The 15,535-nt window shown below is 74.7% G+C and carries 17 protein-coding genes; 11 read left to right on the forward strand and 6 right to left on the reverse strand.

The features are described 5' to 3' along the window. The first annotated feature begins 7 nt into the window (after positions 1–7). The 3 genes from KSK32_RS19250 to KSK32_RS19260 all read left to right on the forward strand — a co-directional run bounded on the left by KSK32_RS19250 (position 8) and on the right by KSK32_RS19260 (position 3,229). Positions 8–1,126, forward strand: coding sequence for a cystathionine gamma-lyase (locus KSK32_RS19250; RefSeq protein ID WP_216932458.1), 1,119 nt, complete (start codon positions 8–10; stop codon positions 1,124–1,126). Positions 1,127–1,297: 171 nt separating this feature from the next. Further along, positions 1,298–2,089 carry a putative protein N(5)-glutamine methyltransferase gene (locus tag KSK32_RS19255; RefSeq protein ID WP_216932459.1) on the forward strand — a complete coding sequence of 264 codons (792 nt, stop codon included), beginning with the start codon at positions 1,298–1,300 and terminating at the stop codon, positions 2,087–2,089. An 87-nt stretch (positions 2,090–2,176) separates the two neighbouring features. Further along, positions 2,177–3,229, forward strand: a complete 1,053-nt coding sequence (locus KSK32_RS19260; protein WP_216932460.1) for an ROK family protein — start codon at positions 2,177–2,179, stop codon at positions 3,227–3,229. A gap of 39 nt (positions 3,230–3,268) precedes the next feature. On the opposite strand, the gene KSK32_RS19265 is transcribed toward KSK32_RS19260, so the two are convergent. Together KSK32_RS19265 and KSK32_RS19270 are read right to left on the reverse strand one after the other, a co-directional pair. Continuing rightward, a complete protein-coding gene (locus KSK32_RS19265) occupies positions 3,269–3,469 on the reverse strand; it encodes a DUF397 domain-containing protein (RefSeq protein WP_216932461.1) in 201 nt (66 codons plus the stop codon). Between the two features lie 4 nt (positions 3,470–3,473). Beyond that, positions 3,474–4,319, reverse strand: a complete 846-nt coding sequence (locus KSK32_RS19270; protein ID WP_216932462.1) for a helix-turn-helix transcriptional regulator — start codon at positions 4,317–4,319, stop codon at positions 3,474–3,476. Positions 4,320–4,554: 235 nt separating this feature from the next. Here KSK32_RS19270 and KSK32_RS19275 point away from each other — a divergent pair, with 235 nt between their 5' ends. Both KSK32_RS19275 and KSK32_RS19280 read left to right on the forward strand, forming a co-directional pair. Further along, entirely contained in the window at positions 4,555–4,779 is a 225-nt protein-coding gene (locus KSK32_RS19275; RefSeq protein WP_216932463.1) for a hypothetical protein, read from the forward strand. Positions 4,780–4,945: 166 nt separating this feature from the next. Continuing rightward, positions 4,946–6,049 carry a D-alanine--D-alanine ligase family protein gene (locus tag KSK32_RS19280; protein ID WP_216932464.1) on the forward strand — a complete coding sequence of 368 codons (1,104 nt, stop codon included), beginning with the start codon at positions 4,946–4,948 and terminating at the stop codon, positions 6,047–6,049. 42 nt (positions 6,050–6,091) lie between these two features. On the opposite strand, the gene KSK32_RS19285 is transcribed toward KSK32_RS19280, so the two are convergent. Together KSK32_RS19285 and KSK32_RS19290 are read right to left on the reverse strand one after the other, a co-directional pair. Beyond that, positions 6,092–6,679, reverse strand: coding sequence for a DUF3515 family protein (locus tag KSK32_RS19285; RefSeq protein ID WP_216932465.1), 588 nt, complete (start codon positions 6,677–6,679; stop codon positions 6,092–6,094). Beyond that, positions 6,680–6,913: an Lrp/AsnC ligand binding domain-containing protein gene (locus tag KSK32_RS19290; protein WP_216932466.1), complete on the reverse strand. Its 234-nt coding sequence runs from the start codon at positions 6,911–6,913 to the stop codon at positions 6,680–6,682. It abuts the gene before it with no gap. Between the two features lie 163 nt (positions 6,914–7,076). Here KSK32_RS19290 and KSK32_RS19295 point away from each other — a divergent pair, with 163 nt between their 5' ends. Together KSK32_RS19295 and KSK32_RS19300 are read left to right on the forward strand one after the other, a co-directional pair. Continuing rightward, positions 7,077–8,024 (forward strand): thiamine-phosphate kinase, encoded by a 948-nt coding sequence (locus KSK32_RS19295; protein WP_216932467.1) that lies wholly within the window; start codon positions 7,077–7,079, stop codon positions 8,022–8,024. An 87-nt stretch (positions 8,025–8,111) separates the two neighbouring features. Continuing rightward, complete coding sequence (locus KSK32_RS19300) at positions 8,112–8,579, forward strand: GNAT family N-acetyltransferase (RefSeq protein WP_216932468.1); 468 nt, start codon at positions 8,112–8,114, stop codon at positions 8,577–8,579. Here KSK32_RS19300 and KSK32_RS19305 read toward each other — a convergent pair. Next, entirely contained in the window at positions 8,576–9,832 is a 1,257-nt protein-coding gene (locus KSK32_RS19305) for an ATP-grasp domain-containing protein (RefSeq protein WP_216932469.1), read from the reverse strand. The genes KSK32_RS19300 and KSK32_RS19305 overlap by 4 nt on opposite strands. A gap of 233 nt (positions 9,833–10,065) precedes the next feature. Further along, positions 10,066–10,257: a 50S ribosomal protein L28 gene (rpmB, locus tag KSK32_RS19310; RefSeq protein ID WP_013284551.1), complete on the reverse strand. Its 192-nt coding sequence runs from the start codon at positions 10,255–10,257 to the stop codon at positions 10,066–10,068. Between the two features lie 210 nt (positions 10,258–10,467). On the opposite strand from rpmB, the gene KSK32_RS19315 reads away from it, so the two are divergent. The 4 genes from KSK32_RS19315 (at position 10,468) to coaD (ending at position 15,431) form a co-directional block, all read left to right on the forward strand. Next, complete coding sequence (locus KSK32_RS19315) at positions 10,468–12,099, forward strand: DAK2 domain-containing protein (protein ID WP_216932470.1); 1,632 nt, start codon at positions 10,468–10,470, stop codon at positions 12,097–12,099. Beyond that, entirely contained in the window at positions 12,096–14,297 is a 2,202-nt protein-coding gene (gene recG, locus KSK32_RS19320; protein WP_216932471.1) for an ATP-dependent DNA helicase RecG, read from the forward strand. The genes KSK32_RS19315 and recG overlap by 4 nt, the downstream gene beginning before the upstream one ends. Positions 14,298–14,394: 97 nt before the next feature. After that, positions 14,395–14,958, forward strand: coding sequence for a 16S rRNA (guanine(966)-N(2))-methyltransferase RsmD (rsmD, locus tag KSK32_RS19325; RefSeq protein WP_216932472.1), 564 nt, complete (start codon positions 14,395–14,397; stop codon positions 14,956–14,958). Beyond that, positions 14,955–15,431, forward strand: coding sequence for a pantetheine-phosphate adenylyltransferase (gene coaD / locus KSK32_RS19330; RefSeq protein ID WP_216932473.1), 477 nt, complete (start codon positions 14,955–14,957; stop codon positions 15,429–15,431). The genes rsmD and coaD overlap by 4 nt, the downstream gene beginning before the upstream one ends. The last annotated feature ends 104 nt before the right edge of the window (positions 15,432–15,535 follow it).

Genomic DNA, 15,535 nt, shown 5'->3' on the forward strand with positions numbered 1-15,535 from the left:
AGCGGGGATGAGCGGCGAGGACTGGGGCGACGGCACGCGCAGCGTGCACGCCGGCCTGCCGGACGCGGTACCCGGGCAGCCGTTCCTGCCCGGCCCGGTCTTCGCCGCGCCGTACCACCTGGACCCGGAGCGCGGCCCGGCGGCGGCGGTCGACGGGTACGGGCGGCCCGACAACCCCACCCGCCGGCTGCTGGAGACGGCAATCGGTGAGCTGGAGGGCGGCGACTGCCGGGTCTTCGCCAGCGGCCAGGCGGCCATCACCGGGCTGCTGCTGACACTGCTGCGCCCCGGCGACACCGTGCTGCTGCCCGCCGACGGTTACTTCTCGGTGCGCTCGTTCGCCTCGGACACGCTGGGGCAGCTCGGCGTACGCGTGGTGCTCGCGCCGACGGCCGGACCGTACCCGTCGTTCGACGGCGTGCGGCTGGTGCTGCTGGAGACCCCGGCGAACCCCGGCCTGGACGTCGCCGACGTCGCGGCGGTGGCCGCCGCCGCGCACGCCGCCGGTGCGCTGGTGGCGGTGGACAACACCACCGCCACGCCGCTCGGTCAGCGCCCGCTGGACCTCGGCGCGGACGTGGTGGTCGCCTCCGGCACGAAGGCGCTGACCGGCCACTCGGACCTGCTGCTGGGCTACCTGGCCACCCGGGACGCCGGGCTGCGGGACGCGGCGACCACCTGGCGCAACGCCACCGGCGGGGTGCCCGGCGCGTTCGACTGCTGGCTGGCCCACCGCTCGCTGGCCACGCTCGACCTGCGGCTGGCCCGGCAGACCGCCAACGCGCGGGCGCTGGCCGAGCTGCTCGCGGGCCGCCCGGACGTCACCGGGCTGCGCTGGCCCGGACGGCCGGACGACCCGGCGTATCCGGTCGCGTCGGCCCAGATGCGGCGCGTACCGGGCGTGCTCTCGTTCGACCTGGGCGACGAGCGCCGGGTGGCCCGGTTTCTCGGCGCCTCCCGGCTGGTGGCCGCCGCCACCTCGTTCGGCGGCCTGCACACCACGGCCGACCGGCGGGCCCAGTGGGGCGACGACACGACGCCGGGCTTCGTGCGGTTCTCCTGCGGCATCGAGGACACCGCCGACCTGCTCGCCGACGTGACGGCGGCGCTGGACACGGCGGGCTGACGGCGCGTCGCCGCTGGGCTAAGGTGACGGGCAGCCACGGCCCGTGCGGCCCCGACCCGAGGAGGTGAGTCCGATCCACCAGCAGAGGACCGGCGCTCCCTCCGAGTGCGCGTCGCTTCAGGGCTGAGGCGACGCCGGGGGCGCCGACGAGCGCTTCCCGAAAGGTCTGCCATGGCATCCACCGTCTTCACCCCCGACCGTCCGGCCCTCGTCCAGCGGCTGCGCGCCGCCGGTTGCGTCTTCGCCGAGGACGAGGCGGACCTGCTGATCGCCGCCGCCGACTCGACGCAGTCGCTGACCCGGCTGGTCGACCGTCGCGTCGCCGGCCTGCCGCTGGAGCATCTGCTCGGCTGGGCCGAGTTCTGCGACCGGCGGATCGCCGTCCACCCGGGGGTCTTCGTGCCGCGCGGCCGGACCGCGCTGCTCGTCGACGTGGCGACGGCGCTGGCCGGGCCGGCCCCGGCGGTGCTCGACCTGTGCTGCGGCTCCGGTGCCGCCGCCGTGGTGCTGCACGAGCGGCTGGCGCCCGGCTGGCTGGCCGCCGCCGACATCGACCCGGTGGCGGTGGCCTGCGCCCGGCGCAACCTGGAACCGCTCGGCGTCCCGGTCTACCAGGGCGACCTGTTCGACGCGCTGCCGGCGGGCCGGCGCGGGAAACTGGACCTGGTGGTGGCGAACGCGCCGTACGTGCCGAGTGCCGCGGTGGCCTCGCTGCCGGCCGAGGCACGGCTGTACGAGGCGCCGGTGGCGCTGGACGGCGGCACTGACGGCCTGGCGGTGCTGCGCCGGGTCGCCTCCGGCGCGGCCGAGTGGCTCGCCCCGGGCGGGCACGTCGTGGTCGAGTCGAGCGCCGCGCAGGCCGCAGAGCTGTGCGGCGTGTTCACCGCAGCCGGGCTGGAGCCGGCGGTGGTCCGCGACGAGGAGCGGGAGGCCACAGCGGTCACCGCCCGCCGTCCCGGCTGATCACGGCGGGGGAGTCCGCGCCGGGGGCGTGGCGACTGGGCCGGGCGGGAACTAGCCTCGGATCAGGCGCGGCGGGAGGCGGTGGCGGTGGGCAGCGCAGGTGTGCCGGTGGTGGTGGGGCTGGACAACGGGGGCACGAGCGACAACGCCACGGTGCTCACAGTCGACGGCCGGTTCCTGGTGGACGGGCTGCTGGAGATCCCGAGCGAGGTCGGCGCCGGGCCGGAGGCGGCGGTGGAGGCGCTCGCGCGGGCGTTCGACGGCGTCCTGGCCCACACCGGCGTGCCGCGTGAGCTGGTCCGTGCGGTCGGGCTGGACACGCCCGGCCCGGCCAGCGCCACCGGTGTGATCTCGTCCCGCGGCTCGACGAACTTCTCCCAGCCCGCCTGGCGGGGCTTCGACGTGCGCACCGCGCTGGAGCGGCGGCTGGGCCTGCCCGTGGTGTACGCCAACGACGGCAACGCCGCCGCGCTCTACGCCCACCACGTGCACTTCGGCGCCGAGGCGATGGCCCGGTCGTCGGTGTCCGCGATCGTCGGCACCGGGCTCGGCGGGGGCGTGGTGGAGTCCGGGCGGGTGGTCGGCGGCGCGGCCGGTATGGCGGGCGAGTTCGGGCACGTGCACATCCCGCTGGACGGCCTGGTCGAGCCGGACCAGGCGGCGCCGGTCTGCGCCTGCGGCTTCACCGGGGACGCGGAGAGCGTCGCTTCGCTCACCGCGATCCGGCGCAACCTGCTGCCGTACTGGCTGGCGCGGCATCCGGAGCACCCGCTCGCGGCGGAGGAGCCGGACCGGGCGGCGAAGCTGCTGCGCGGCTACGGCGAACGCGGTGACCCGCTGGCCCGCCTGGTGTTCACCCAGCAGGCCAAGGCGCTGGGCCGGTTGTTCACCATCGCGGCCAACTTCACCGACCCGCACGCGTACTTCGTCGGCGGGGGCGTGGTGGAGGCGGCGCCGGAGTTCCGGGACTGGTTCCTCGCCGCCGTCGCCGAGCACACGGTGCTCCGGGAGGAGCAGCGGGCGGTGGCCACCTTCGCGCTGGTGCCGGACCGGGACATGGCCGGGGCGCGGGGGGTGGCCATCGCGGCGCTGGAGGCGGTACGCGGCACCGTCACCGCTGCCGCCGCCCCGCTCGGCTGACGCCGGTCGGGCCGTTCCGGCGGGCGCCGGTCGAGCCGCTCAGGGGCGCGGCGGCGCCGCGGTGAACGCCGCCCAGGCGTGCGGGGGGAAGACCAGCACCGGGCCGGCCGGGTCCTTCGAGTCGCGGACCGCCACCGCGCCGGGCAGCGGCGCCATCTCCACGCACGCGCCCTCGTCACCGCTGTGGCTGCTCTTGCGCCAGCGGGCCGGTGCGGGGTTCGTGCGGTTCGTGCCGTTCATCTGGTCACCTCTCGTTCAGCAGGCGGAGGAGCTGGTCCCGACTGGCCGCCGGGTTCAGGGCCACGGTCCGCAGGTGCTCCATGATCTTGGCGCAGGTACGCAGGTCACCCGGCCGGTCGAGAACCATCTGGCCGGCGACGGTCTCCACCGAGGCGATGATCGGGTCCTCCGGGTCGGCGAACTCCAGGATGTGCAGCGATCCCCGGGTGCCCCGGTGGTAGCCGGCGGCCAGCGGGATCACCTGCACCGTGACGTTCGGCAGCTCGGCCATCTTCAGCAGGTGCTGGAGCTGGCCGGACATGACCGAGCGGTCACCGACCGGGCGCAGCAGCGCGCCCTCGTCGATGATGGCGTCGAGGATCGGCGGCTCGGCGCCGGAGAGCCGCTGCTGGCGGTCCAGCCGTAGCTGGACCCGCTGCTCCACCTGCTCGTCGGTGAGCGTGTGCGGCCCGCCGCGCATCACCCCGCGGATGTAGTCGGCGGTCTGGAGCAGACCGGGCACCACCGACGGTTCGAAGTTCGCGATGCCGGTGGCCTCGGCCTCCAGCGCGATGAAGTCGATGGTGCGCTGGTCCAGCAGGTACGAGTAGGACACCCACCAGCCCGGCTTGCGGGCGTCCTTCGCGAGTTGCACCGCCGCGGCGATGTCGGCCGGGTCCACGCCGTAGCTGGTCAGCAGTGCGCGCACGGTGGCGGGACTGACGAGCGTCTGCGCGTTCTCGTAGCGGGACAGGGTGCTCCGGGTGCTGTTGATCTCGTCGGCCGCGGTCTCGAGGGTGAGGCCGGCGGCCTCCCGGTGGGTCCGCAGGGCGATGCCGAGCCGTCGGGCCCGGGCGGTCTTCGGCGCCATGCATCGATGGTCGCACATCCCGCGGGAAATCGGGCGTGAGAGAAAGTCGATGAGAGTTGCATTCACGCCGGTGAACCTGTCAATGTGTGACGGCGTCCTCACCGCCGGTTGTCGTGGCGACGGTGGTGGTGAGTGACCGGAGGGGATGGGGCGCGCGGTGGTCGGATTCTTCACTCCCCCACGATCCGACCGCCGCGTGCCCCTGCCGGTCCACGAGACGGGGAGGGGTTCCGCGGTGACCAGGTTCCTCGTGGTCCTGACCGACGTGCGTCCACCGGACGGCACCCGGCGTGACGAACGGACCAGCCCGGAACGCCGCCGCCAGGTGGTGGGCGCGAGCAGTCGGGAGGCCGCCGACCGGATCGCCGGCGCCTTCATGGCGCTGGGCATGGTGCGGGCCGGCCGGCAGCGGGTGAAGGTCATCGCGGTCGGCCGCCGGCCCCGGCACCCGGCCTTCTGAGGCACGCCGTTCCGTTACTCCCCGTAGATGCCACATTGACCGTTTGCCACGCGACTCCGCGTCTCCCCGGGTAACGGCCACCGCTTGCGGCAACGCACAGTAAGGTCATTCGGGTGAGCGCCACCGGCGAGCACGGCCAGCCGCAGTCGCGAACGATGAGGTGACCATGACCACCCCAGGCAAGACCCGTGTGGCGATCGTCTTCGGCGGGCGCAGCCCCGAGCACGGCATCTCCTGCGTCAGCGCCGGCAGCGTGCTGGCCGCCCTCGACCCGGACGAGTTCGAGGTGGTCCCGGTCGGCATCACCCGGCAGGGCCAGTGGGTGCTCGCCAGCGGCGACCCGAGCCGGCTCGCCATCGCCGACCGCAAGCTGCCCGAGATCACCGCCGGCTCCGGCGCCGAACTGGTGCTGCGCGCCGACCCCGCCGCCGGTGGCCTGATGGTTCTCGACCCGGCCCAGGGGCCGGTCGCGCTGGCCGACGTGGACGTGGTCTTCCCGGTGCTGCACGGCGCGTACGGCGAGGACGGCACGATCCAGGGCATGCTGGAGATGGCCGACATCCCCTACGTCGGCGCTAACGTCTTCGCCTCCGCCGCGGCGATGGACAAGGAGTTCACCAAGAAGCTCTGCGCCGCCGAGGGCATCCCGGTCGGCCCGTACGCGGTGCTGCGCGCCGGGATGTCGCTGAGCGAGGAGGACAAGGAGCGCCTCGGGCTGCCCGTCTTCGTCAAGCCGTCCCGGGCCGGCTCGTCGTTCGGCATCACCAAGGTCGACGACTGGGCCGACCTGGACGCCGCGCTCGTCACCGCCCGGGAGATCGACAGCAAGGTGCTCGTCGAGGGTGCGGTGGTCGGCCGCGAGATCGAGTGCGGCGTGCTGGAGGGCGAGGCCGGTGGCGCGCCCGAGGCCTCGGTGCTCGCCGAGGTGCGGATGATCGGCGACCGCGACTGGTACGACTTCGAGGCCAAGTACATCTTCGCCGACGAGGTCTGCGAGTACGACGTACCGGCGGACCTGCCCGAGCCGGTGGCCCGGCAGGTGCGCGACTACGCCACCCGGGCCTTCACCGCGCTCGACTGCTCCGGCCTGGCCCGGGTCGACTTCTTCGTGACCCCGCAGATGGACGTCTACCTCAACGAGATCAACACGATGCCGGGCTTCACCCCGACGTCGATGTTCCCGCGGATGTGGTCGGCCAGCGGGCTGGAGTACCCGAAGCTGGTCAACCGCCTGATCCGGACCGCCCTGCACCGCCGCGCCGGCCGCTGACCGCCTGCACCGCCGCGCCGGTCCCCGACCGGGGGCCGGACCTCAGGCGGAGCAGCCCGAGGGAACCTGCTTCGCCGAGGGGACCGAGCTGACGATCGTGTCGGAGATCGAGGTCACCCACTGCAGCGGCGGCTCGTACGACTTCGGCACCCGGACCCGGATCGGGGTCTCCCGGTCGACGGTGGTCAGCACCGTGGCGCCGGCCTCCTCGGCCGCGTGCCAGCAGACCTGGTTGACCTTCCACACCTCGTCGGTGGGCGGGAACTCCGCCGGGCTGCCGCCGCAGGCCACGGTCAGCGCCGGTTCGCCGTACGCGGCGTTCTGCTCCGGGCCCGCGGTGACCGGGCGCTGCGGCAGGTCACGCACGCTGTCCGGGAGCTGCGACATCAGGGCACGGCAGAGCACGGTCGGGCGTTCGGCCAGCGCGGGGGCGGGCATCTCGACCGGCGCGCTGGACTGCGCCCGGGGACTCGCCGACGCGCTCGGCTCGGCGTCCGGCGGCTCCGGGGCCAGCTTGGCGAACGTGAACCCGGCGACCGCAACTGTCACCGGCACCGCGACGAGCGTCGCCCAGAGCGCGGCACGGCGGCTGGCGCCGTCCCGGCGGGGGGAGGTGTCCTTCTCGTCCACTTACAGCCGCACCACCGAACACGTGAGGGTGCGGGTGATGCCGGGCACCATCTGCACGTTGCTGACGATGAGTTTGCCGAGCTCGTCGACGGTGTTCGCCTCGGTGAGCACTACCACGTCGTACGGCCCGGTGACGGCGTCGACCCGTACCACGCCGGCCAGGTCCGCGATCTGACCGGCCACGTCACGCGCCCGGCCGACCTCGGTCTGGATGAGGATGTACGCCTGTACCACGACTCGACCTCCGTCCGTCGCCTCCGGGCGACCCGAAGGGTGAAACTACCGTACTGAGCGGCCGTGATCCCTATCGGTCGCCGGTCGGACGCGGTGAGCGAGCACACGCCGGTGCGGACAGGGGTGGGACGTGCGGAACGACGCAGCGGAGCGAGGGGACGGAATGACTGTCACTGATGTCGGCGAGTTCGGCCTGATCGACCGGGTGACCGCCCGGCTGGCACAGGGGCAGAGCTGCCTGCTCGGCCCCGGCGACGACGGCGCGGTGGTGGCGGCGCCGGACCGGCGGGTGGTCGCCTCGACCGACGTGCTGGTGGAGGGACGGCACTTCCGCCGGGACTGGTCGTCGGCGCAGGACGTGGGGCACCGGGCGGCGGCGGCGAACCTCGCCGACATCGCCGCCATGGGCGCCACCCCGACCGCGCTGCTCGTCGCGCTCTGCATGCCGGCCGAGCTGGACCCGGCCTGGGCCGAGGAACTGGCCGACGGGCTGGGCACGGAGGCGGCGCTCGTCGGCGCGAGCGTGGTGGGCGGGGACATGTCCGGCAGCCCGACGCTCACCATCGCGGTGACAGCGCTCGGTGACCTGGCCGGCCGCGCCCCGGTGGTCCGCTCCGGGGCCCGCCCCGGCGACGTGGTGGCGCTGGCCGGGCGTACCGGCTGGTCGGCGGCGGGCTACACCGTGCTGTCCCGGGGTTTCCGCACGCCGAGGCTGCTGGTCGAGGCGTTCCGCCGCCCCGAGGTGCCGTACGCCGCCGGACCCGCTGCCGCCGCTGCCGGAGCCACCGCCATGATCGACGTGTCGGACGGGCTGCTGGCCGACCTGGGGCACGTGGCCACGGCCAGCGGTGTGGCGATCGACCTGAGCCGGGACGCGTTCGAGGTACCCCGGCAGATGCGGGACGCGGCGCAGGCGCTCGGCGTCGACCCGTACACCTGGATCCTGGGCGGCGGCGAGGACCACGCGCTGGCGGCGACGTTCCCGGCGGACGCCGCGCTGCCGGACGGCTGGCAGCCGGTGGGGCGGGTGGCGGCCGGCGCCGGGGTCACCGTCGACGGCGCCGCCTACAGCGGCCCGCGCGGCTGGGACCACTTCCGCAGAGCGGAGTAGCAGGCACAGCAGGAGAGCGGAGTGATCTGCGTCCGAACCCCGGCCGCCGGGCCGGGCCGGGCCCGGAGCCGGTCGTAACCTGGCACGGTGAGCGAGATCGAGATCCGGGAGCGGCGCTTCGACGCGCCCGAGTCGCAGGCGCTGATCCGGGCGGCGCTGGCCGACCTCGGCGCCCGGTACGGCGGCAGCGGCGACGAGACCCCGGTCGACGCGGCCGAGTTCACCCCGCCGGACGGCGTGTTCCTCGTCGCGTACCTGGACGGGCGGCCGGTGGGCTGCGGTGGCTGGCGCAGCCACGGCGAGGACGGCGACACGGCCGAGTTGAAGCGGATGTACACCGACCCGGCGGTCCGGGGCCGGGGCGTGGCCCGTTCGGTGCTCGCCGCGGTCGAACGGTCCGCCCGCGACCACGGCCGCAAGCGGATCGTGCTGGAGTGCGGCGACAAGCAGCCCGAGGCGATCGCCATGTACACCTCGGCGGGCTACGAGCGGATCCCGAACTTCGGCTTCTACAAGGACGCCCCGGGCTGCCTGTCGTACGGCCGTACCCTCTAGCCCACCGAGATGCGGATCGCGTCCGCGGCGCGGCGCGCGGCGTCCGCGGCCTCGTCCGGGGTGGCGCCCCAGGCCATCAGGTGCCCGCTGCGGTGCGCCGAGGAGAGCAGCTCCGGCACGGTCTGACCGACCTTCGTCTCCACCTGCACGTCGAGCACGCCCGGCACGCGCAGCGCGTCGCGCCTGCCGTCCACGGCGGTGACCCGGCCCGGCGGCGCGATCAGGAACTCGATCGCCGCAGCGCCGGTCGCCCGCGCCGGCAGCGCCGGCCGTTCGCCGCGCAGGATCCGCAGGTACGCCTCGATGACGTCCCGCTCGTAGGCGATCGAGATGAGCGCGGTGATCATGTCGCCGGGCATCCGGGCCGCGCACTCCACCAGCGTCGGCACGCCGCCGGCGAGGATCCATTCGCTGTGCAGCATGCCGCTGCGGAAGCCCGCCGCCTCGGCGAGGCGAACCGCGGCGGCGCGCAGCGCGTCGTGCACCTCGGCGGGCAGCGCGGACGGCACGGTGTGGCCGGTCTCGACCGGGTAGCGCCCGCCGGCGATCCGCTTGTCGGTGACGTTGGCGAAGATCACCTCGCTGTCGGCGACGAGCAGCTCGACGCTGTGCTCGGAGCCGACGAGCAGTTCCTCGACCAGCACGCCGGTGGGCAGGCCGCGCTCGGTGGCCTCGGCCGGGTCGGGCGGGGCGGCGCTGGCCGCCCAGCGGGCCGGCACCTCGGCCGGGTCGGTGATCAGCTGCACGCCCAGGCTGCCCGAGCGGCGGGTGGGTTTCAGCACGCACCGGCCGCCGTGCGCCTGCGCGAACTCCACCGCCCGGGCCGGGTCGTCGACCAGCTCGTACGCCGGGTTCGCCAGCCCGATCCGGTCGGCGAGCAGCCGCATCCGGTGCTTGTCGGAGAAGACGTCGGCGGCCTCCGCCCCGGCGCCCGGCAGCCCGAGGCGCTCGGCGAGCCGGGCGGTGGCGCCGACCGCGTACTCCAGGCCGGGCAGGACCAGCCGGGCGTCGGCGAGGCCGGGTTCGCGGGCGAGCAGGGCGTCCGGGTCGAAGCCGGTCTGGTACTCGGCCGCGACGAGTCGCCCGATCATCGGCAGCCGCTCGGCGAACCGGGCCAGGTCGCGGCGGGCGATCACGTCCGGCTCCTCGACCAGCACCACGCTGCCGGGCGGCAGCTCCTGGTCGAACCAGCTCAGCGAGCCGAACGACGCGCCCACCACCACCAGTTGCTCGCGACCCAGATCGAGGTCCACCGGTCACCCTCCCCACGGCTCGCGCCGGAACCGGACGGCCGGCGCAGCAGCACCCTAACCGGCCGGTACCAGCCGGTCGCCGTACGGTCGGTCAGGGGTGCGGGGGCGGGTCGGCCGATACCGAGCCGGTGTGCGGCGGGTCGCCGGGTGCGACAGGAGCCGGGCACGACAGAAGCCGGCGGACCCCGAAGGGATCCGCCGGCGACCGACGATGTTGCGGTGGCGCTGCCGCGTCAGGCGCGGGTGACCTTGCCGGCCTTGATGCACGAGGTGCAGACCTGCAACTTCTTGGTGGTGCCACCACCGGCCGGGGTACGCACCGACTGGATGTTCGGGTTCCAGCGGCGGTTGGTCCGCCGGTGCGAGTGGGACACGTTGTGGCCGAAGCCCGGCCCCTTGCCACAGACGTCGCACACGCTAGCCACGGGATACTCCTGGGATTGAAACGTTCATGAGGTCGCCGCCAGGCGCTGCCCGGGCAACCTGGTCAGGTTACCCGATGACAGTCGGTACGCCCAACCGGCCCTTTCGCGAGCCCACCCAGCGTACCGGCGGGCCGGCCGGGCCGTCGGCCGGGGCGGACACGCGGCGGACGACCCCGGCGCGTGTCGGTGCGCGCCAGTAGGCTTCCCGACGTGCTGGAGACCCTCGACGCCGCAGCGGTGCGCCGCTGGTGCGCGAGCGGGCTGACCGCCCTCCGGGCCCACCAGGGCGAGATCGACGAGCTGAACGTCTATCCGGTGCCCGACGGCGACACCGGCACCAACCTGGTGCTCACGTTCACCTCGGCCCAGCAGGCCCTGGCCATGGACCTCGGCACCCTCCCCGACGACGGGCACACCCCGCACGGGCACGCGTTGCGGCTGATGGCCCGGGGCGCGCTGCTCGGGGCGCGCGGCAACTCCGGCGTGATCCTCTCGCAGATCCTGCGCGCTCTCGCCGACACGCTCGCCGCCGCGCCCGCGGTGCGCGGCCGGCAGCTCGCCGACGCGCTGGCCGACGCCACCACCGCCGCCTACGCCGCTGTCGCCCGGCCGGTCGAGGGCACGCTGCTGAGCGTGGTCGCCGCCGCGGCGCACGCGGCCCGCCGGGCGGACAGCGACGACCTGCGCGCCGTGGCCCGGGCCGCGGCCGAGGCGGCGGCGCACGCGCTGGCGCGTACCCCCGAGCAGTTGCCGGAGCTGGCCCGCGCGGGCGTGGTCGACGCCGGCGGGCGCGGCCTGTGCCTGCTGCTGGACGCGCTGGTCGAGGTAATCACCGGGGAGAGCCCGGCGCAGCCGGCGCCCGCGCCGCCCGCGCCGCCCGCGCCGCCCGCCCGCCGCCCGCCGGTCACCGCCGTGCGGGAGAGCGGCTCCGACGCGTACGCCTACGAGGTGCAGTACCTGCTCGACGCAGACGACGAGGCGGTGGCCCGGCTGCGCGCCGAGCTGTCCACGCTGGGCGACTCGCTGGCGGTCGTCGGGGACGGCGCCGGCACCTGGAACGTGCACGTGCACGTCAACGACATCGGGGCGGCGGTCGAGGCGGGCGTGGTCGCCGGCCGCCCGCACCGGATCACCGTGACCCGTTTCGCCGACCAGGGCGCCCCGGCGCCGGGGCCGCAGGCACGGGCGTCCGAGGGACGGGCCGCCGTGGTGGTGGCCACCGGCGCGGGCATCGCTGAGCTGTTCGCCGCCGAGGGCGCCGTGGTGGTGCCCGCCAACCCGTCCACGGGCGAGCTGCTCGACGCGATCCGGGCCACCGGCGCCGCCCGGGTGGTGGTGCTGCCCAACGATCCGAACACCCAGTCGGTGGCGAGCGCGGCGGCCAGGGAGGCGCACGGCCTCGGCGTGAAGGTGAGCGTGGTGCCGACCCGTTCGCCGGTGCAGGCGCTCGCGGCGCTGGCCGTACGCGATCCGAAGCGGCGCTTCGAGGACGACGTGATCGCGATGGCCGAGGCGGCCGGCGCCTGCCGGTACGCCGAGGTCTGTCACGCCGCCCGGGAGGCGCTCACCGTCGCCGGCCCGGCCCGCCCGGGTGACGTGCTGGCCCTGGTCGAGGGCGAGGTGCACCTGATCGGGCAGGATCTGGTCGACACCTGCACCGCCGTGGTGGACCGGATGCTCGGCGGTGGCGGCGAACTGGTCACGCTGCTCTGCGGCGCGGACGCGCCGGCCGGGCTGGCCGACCGGGTCCGCACACACGTCGAGGGTGCCTGGCCGTTCGTCGAGGTGCAGGCGTACGAGGGCGGGCAGCCGCACTATCCGCTCCTGGTGGGGGTCGAATGACTGGTGAGGCGGCCACTGTGGACACGCCGCTGAAGAAGCTGGTCGGCGAGCGCACCGCGAAGGCGCTGGCCGGGCATCTCGACCTGCACACCGCGGGCGACCTGATCTACCACTTCCCGCGCCGGTACGACGAGCGCGGCGAGCACACCGACATCCGCTCGCTCGACGTGGGAGAGCAGGTCACAGTGCTCGCCCAGGTGCAGCGCACCGCGGTCCGCCCGATGCGCCAGCGGCGCGGCAACCTGCTGGAGGTCACCGTCGGCGACGGCTCCGGCGGCGTGCTCACCTGCACGTTCTTCGGCAACCAGGCGTGGCGGGAACGGGAGCTGCGGCCCGGCCGGTGGGGGCTGTTCGCCGGCAAGGTGACCGAGTTCCGGGGCAAGCGCCAGCTCAACGGCCCGGAGTACGTTCTGCTCGGTGATGGCGGCGAGGGCGAGGCGGCGGCCAACGAGGAGGTCGAGGAGTTCGCCGGGGCGCTGATCCCGGTCTACCCGGCGGCGGCGGCGGTGCCGACGTGGGTGATCGCCCGCTGCGTCCGCGTCGTGCTCGACACGTTCACCCCGCCCGAGGATCCGCTGCCGGCCACCGTGCGGGCCACCCGCAACCTGGCCGACATCGGCACCGCGCTGCGCGAGATCCACCGTCCGACCAGCAAGGAGGCGCTCTACCGGGCCCGCCGCCGGCTGAAGTGGGACGAGGCGTTCGCCGTGCAGCTCACGCTGGTGCAGCGCAAGCACCGGGCGGCGGCGTCGCCGGCCCTGGCCCGGCCCGCGACGGCGGGCGGCCTGCTGGACGCGTTCGACGCCCGGCTGCCGTACGAGCTGACCTCCGGCCAGCAGGTCGTCGGGCGGGAGATCGCCGCCGACCTGGCCCGTCCGCACCCGATGCACCGGCTGCTCCAGGGCGAGGTGGGCTCCGGCAAGACGGTGGTGGCGCTGCGCGCCATGCTCCAGGTGGTCGACGCCGGTGGGCAGGCCGCGCTGCTGGCCCCGACCGAGGTGCTCGCCGCCCAGCACCACCGGGGCATCCTCGACCTGCTCGGCCCGCTCGGCCGGGCCGGTGAGCTGGGTGCCGCCGACGACGCCACACGGGTGGAGCTGGTCACCGGTTCGCTCGGCGCGGCGGCCCGCCGCCGGGCGCTGGCCGAGGTGGCCGAGGGGCGCGCCGGCATCGTGCTCGGCACACACGCCCTGCTCTACGAGGGCGTCGACTTCCACGACCTCGGCCTGGTGGTGGTGGACGAGCAGCACCGCTTCGGCGTGGAGCAGCGCGACGCGCTGCGCGCCAAGGCCGAGCAGCCGCCGCACGTGCTGGTGATGACCGCGACCCCGATCCCGCGCACGGTGGCCATGACCGTCTACGGCGATCTGGAGACCTCCACGCTGTCCCAGCTTCCGCAGGGCCGCTCGCCGATCGCCTCGCACGTGGTCCCGGCCGCCGAGAAGCCGGCGTTCCTCGACCGGGCCTGGCGCCGGCTGCGCGAGGAGGTCACGAAGGGCCACCAGGCGTACGTGGTGTGCCCGCGGATCGGTGAGGGGCCGGTGTCGGACGAGGAGGCGCCGCGGGAGGACGACAACGGCCGCCGCCCGCCGCTGGCGGTGACCGAGGTGGCCCCGCTGCTGGCCGAGGGGCCGCTGCACGGGCTGCGGATCGGGGTACTGCACGGACGCCTGCCCGCCGACGAGAAGGACGCGGTGATGCGCGCGTTCGCCGACGGGGAGCTGGACGTGCTGGTCGCGACCACAGTGGTCGAGGTCGGCGTGAACGTGCCGAACGCGACGGTGATGATCGTGCTGGACGCCGACCGGTTCGGTGTCTCCCAGCTCCACCAGCTGCGGGGCCGGGTCGGCCGGGGCTCGGCCGCCGGTCTCTGCCTGCTGGTCACCGAGGCGGCCGAGGGCTCCTCCGCGCGGGAGCGGCTGGACGCGGTCGCCTCCACCACCGACGGCTTCAAGCTCGCCGAACTCGACCTGGAACAGCGCCGGGAGGGCGACGTGCTGGGCGCGACCCAGTCCGGCCGGCGCTCGCACCTGCGGCTGCTGTCGCTGAGACGCGACACGGAGCTGATCCGCGACGCGCGGGCCGAGGCGATCGAACTGGTCGAGGAGGATCCGGATCTGGCCCGGCATCCGGCGCTGGCGGCGTCGGTCGCCGCGCTGGTCGACGAGGAGCGCGCCGAATACCTGGAGAAAGGCTGACGCGCGAGGGCTGACGCGGGAGGGCCGCGCGGCCGGGTGGCCGACGCGTCACCGGGCCGGGCGTCGCGTAGCGTCGGGGCATGCGCAGGGAGCGACGGTGACCCGGATCGTGGCCGGCACGCTCGGCGGCCGGCGGATCGCCGCGCCACCAGGTGCAGGCACCCGGCCCACCTCGGACCGGGTCCGCGAGGCGCTGTTCAGCGCTGTGCACTCCCACGTCGACCTGGACGGGGCGCGCTTCGCCGACCTGTACGCCGGTTCCGGCGCGGTCGGTCTGGAGGCGCTGTCCCGGGGCGCGGCCCACGTGCTGCTCGTCGAGTCGGACGCGCGGGCCGCGCGGGTGATCCGGGAGAACATCGCCGCGCTCCGGGCCGCGCCGGCCGCGCGCCTGGTCACCGGCAAGGTCGCCGGCGTGCTGGCGGCCGGGCCCACCGACGGGCCGTACGACGTGGTGTTCGCCGATCCGCCGTACGCGGTGCCGGACGCCGAGATCACCGCGATGCTGGCGGCGCTGGTCGACGGCGGCTGGCTCGCCCCGGACGCCCTGGTGGTCGTCGAGCGGTCCAGCCGTACCGGACCGGTCACGTGGGTGGAAGGTGTCACTCCCGAGCGCAGCAGACGTTACGGCGAGACCACTCTTTGGTACGGTCGCCGATCATGAGACGTGCGGTCTGCCCGGGCTCGTTCGACCCGGTCACCAACGGACACCTCGACATCATCGGCCGGGCCAGCCGGCTGTTCGACGAGGTGATCGTCGGAGTGCTGGTCAACCAGTCGAAGCAGGGTCTGTTCACCGTCGAGGAGCGGATCGCCATGCTCCGCGAGGTGACCGCCTCGTACGACAACGTCCGGGTTGAGTCGTTCCGCGGCCTGCTCGTCGACTTCTGCCGCGCGCAGCAGGCGAGCGTGCTGATCAAGGGCCTGCGTGCGGTGAGCGACTTCGACTACGAGCTGCAGATGGCCCAGATGAACATCGGTCTGGCCGGCGTGGAGACGTTGTTCATGCCGACCAACCCGCTGTACTCGTTCATCTCCTCCAGCCTGATCAAGGACGTGGCGAAGTGGGGCGGCGACATCTCCGCCCACGTCCCCGACCTGGTCCGAGCCCAGCTCTCCACCCGCCTCCGCCCCTGACCTCTGTCCCGGGGAGGCGACGCGCCGGGTGGGGCGGGTGAGGTGCTTGTGGCTCGGGCGCGACATGATGTCTGCAGCGCCGAGAACCGGGCGCAGGCCGCATG

Source organism: Micromonospora sp. WMMB482, from assembly GCF_019038635.1.
Lineage (GTDB): Bacteria > Actinomycetota > Actinomycetes > Mycobacteriales > Micromonosporaceae > Micromonospora > Micromonospora marina.

Excerpts from the sequence above, each read along its gene's own strand:
- recG (WP_216932471.1), top strand. The coding sequence starts at position 12,096 with ATGACTGGTGAGGCGGCCACTGTGGACACGCCGCTGAAGAAGCTGGTC.
- KSK32_RS19295 (WP_216932467.1), top strand. The coding sequence starts at position 7,077 with ATGACTGTCACTGATGTCGGCGAGTTCGGCCTGATCGACCGGGTGACC.
- KSK32_RS19280 (WP_216932464.1), top strand. The coding sequence starts at position 4,946 with ATGACCACCCCAGGCAAGACCCGTGTGGCGATCGTCTTCGGCGGGCGC.
- KSK32_RS19250 (WP_216932458.1), top strand. The coding sequence starts at position 8 with ATGAGCGGCGAGGACTGGGGCGACGGCACGCGCAGCGTGCACGCCGGC.
- coaD (WP_216932473.1), top strand. The coding sequence starts at position 14,955 with ATGAGACGTGCGGTCTGCCCGGGCTCGTTCGACCCGGTCACCAACGGA.
- KSK32_RS19270 (WP_216932462.1), bottom strand. The coding sequence starts at position 4,319 with ATGGCGCCGAAGACCGCCCGGGCCCGACGGCTCGGCATCGCCCTGCGG.
- KSK32_RS19255 (WP_216932459.1), top strand. The coding sequence starts at position 1,298 with ATGGCATCCACCGTCTTCACCCCCGACCGTCCGGCCCTCGTCCAGCGG.
- KSK32_RS19265 (WP_216932461.1), bottom strand. The coding sequence starts at position 3,469 with ATGAACGGCACGAACCGCACGAACCCCGCACCGGCCCGCTGGCGCAAG.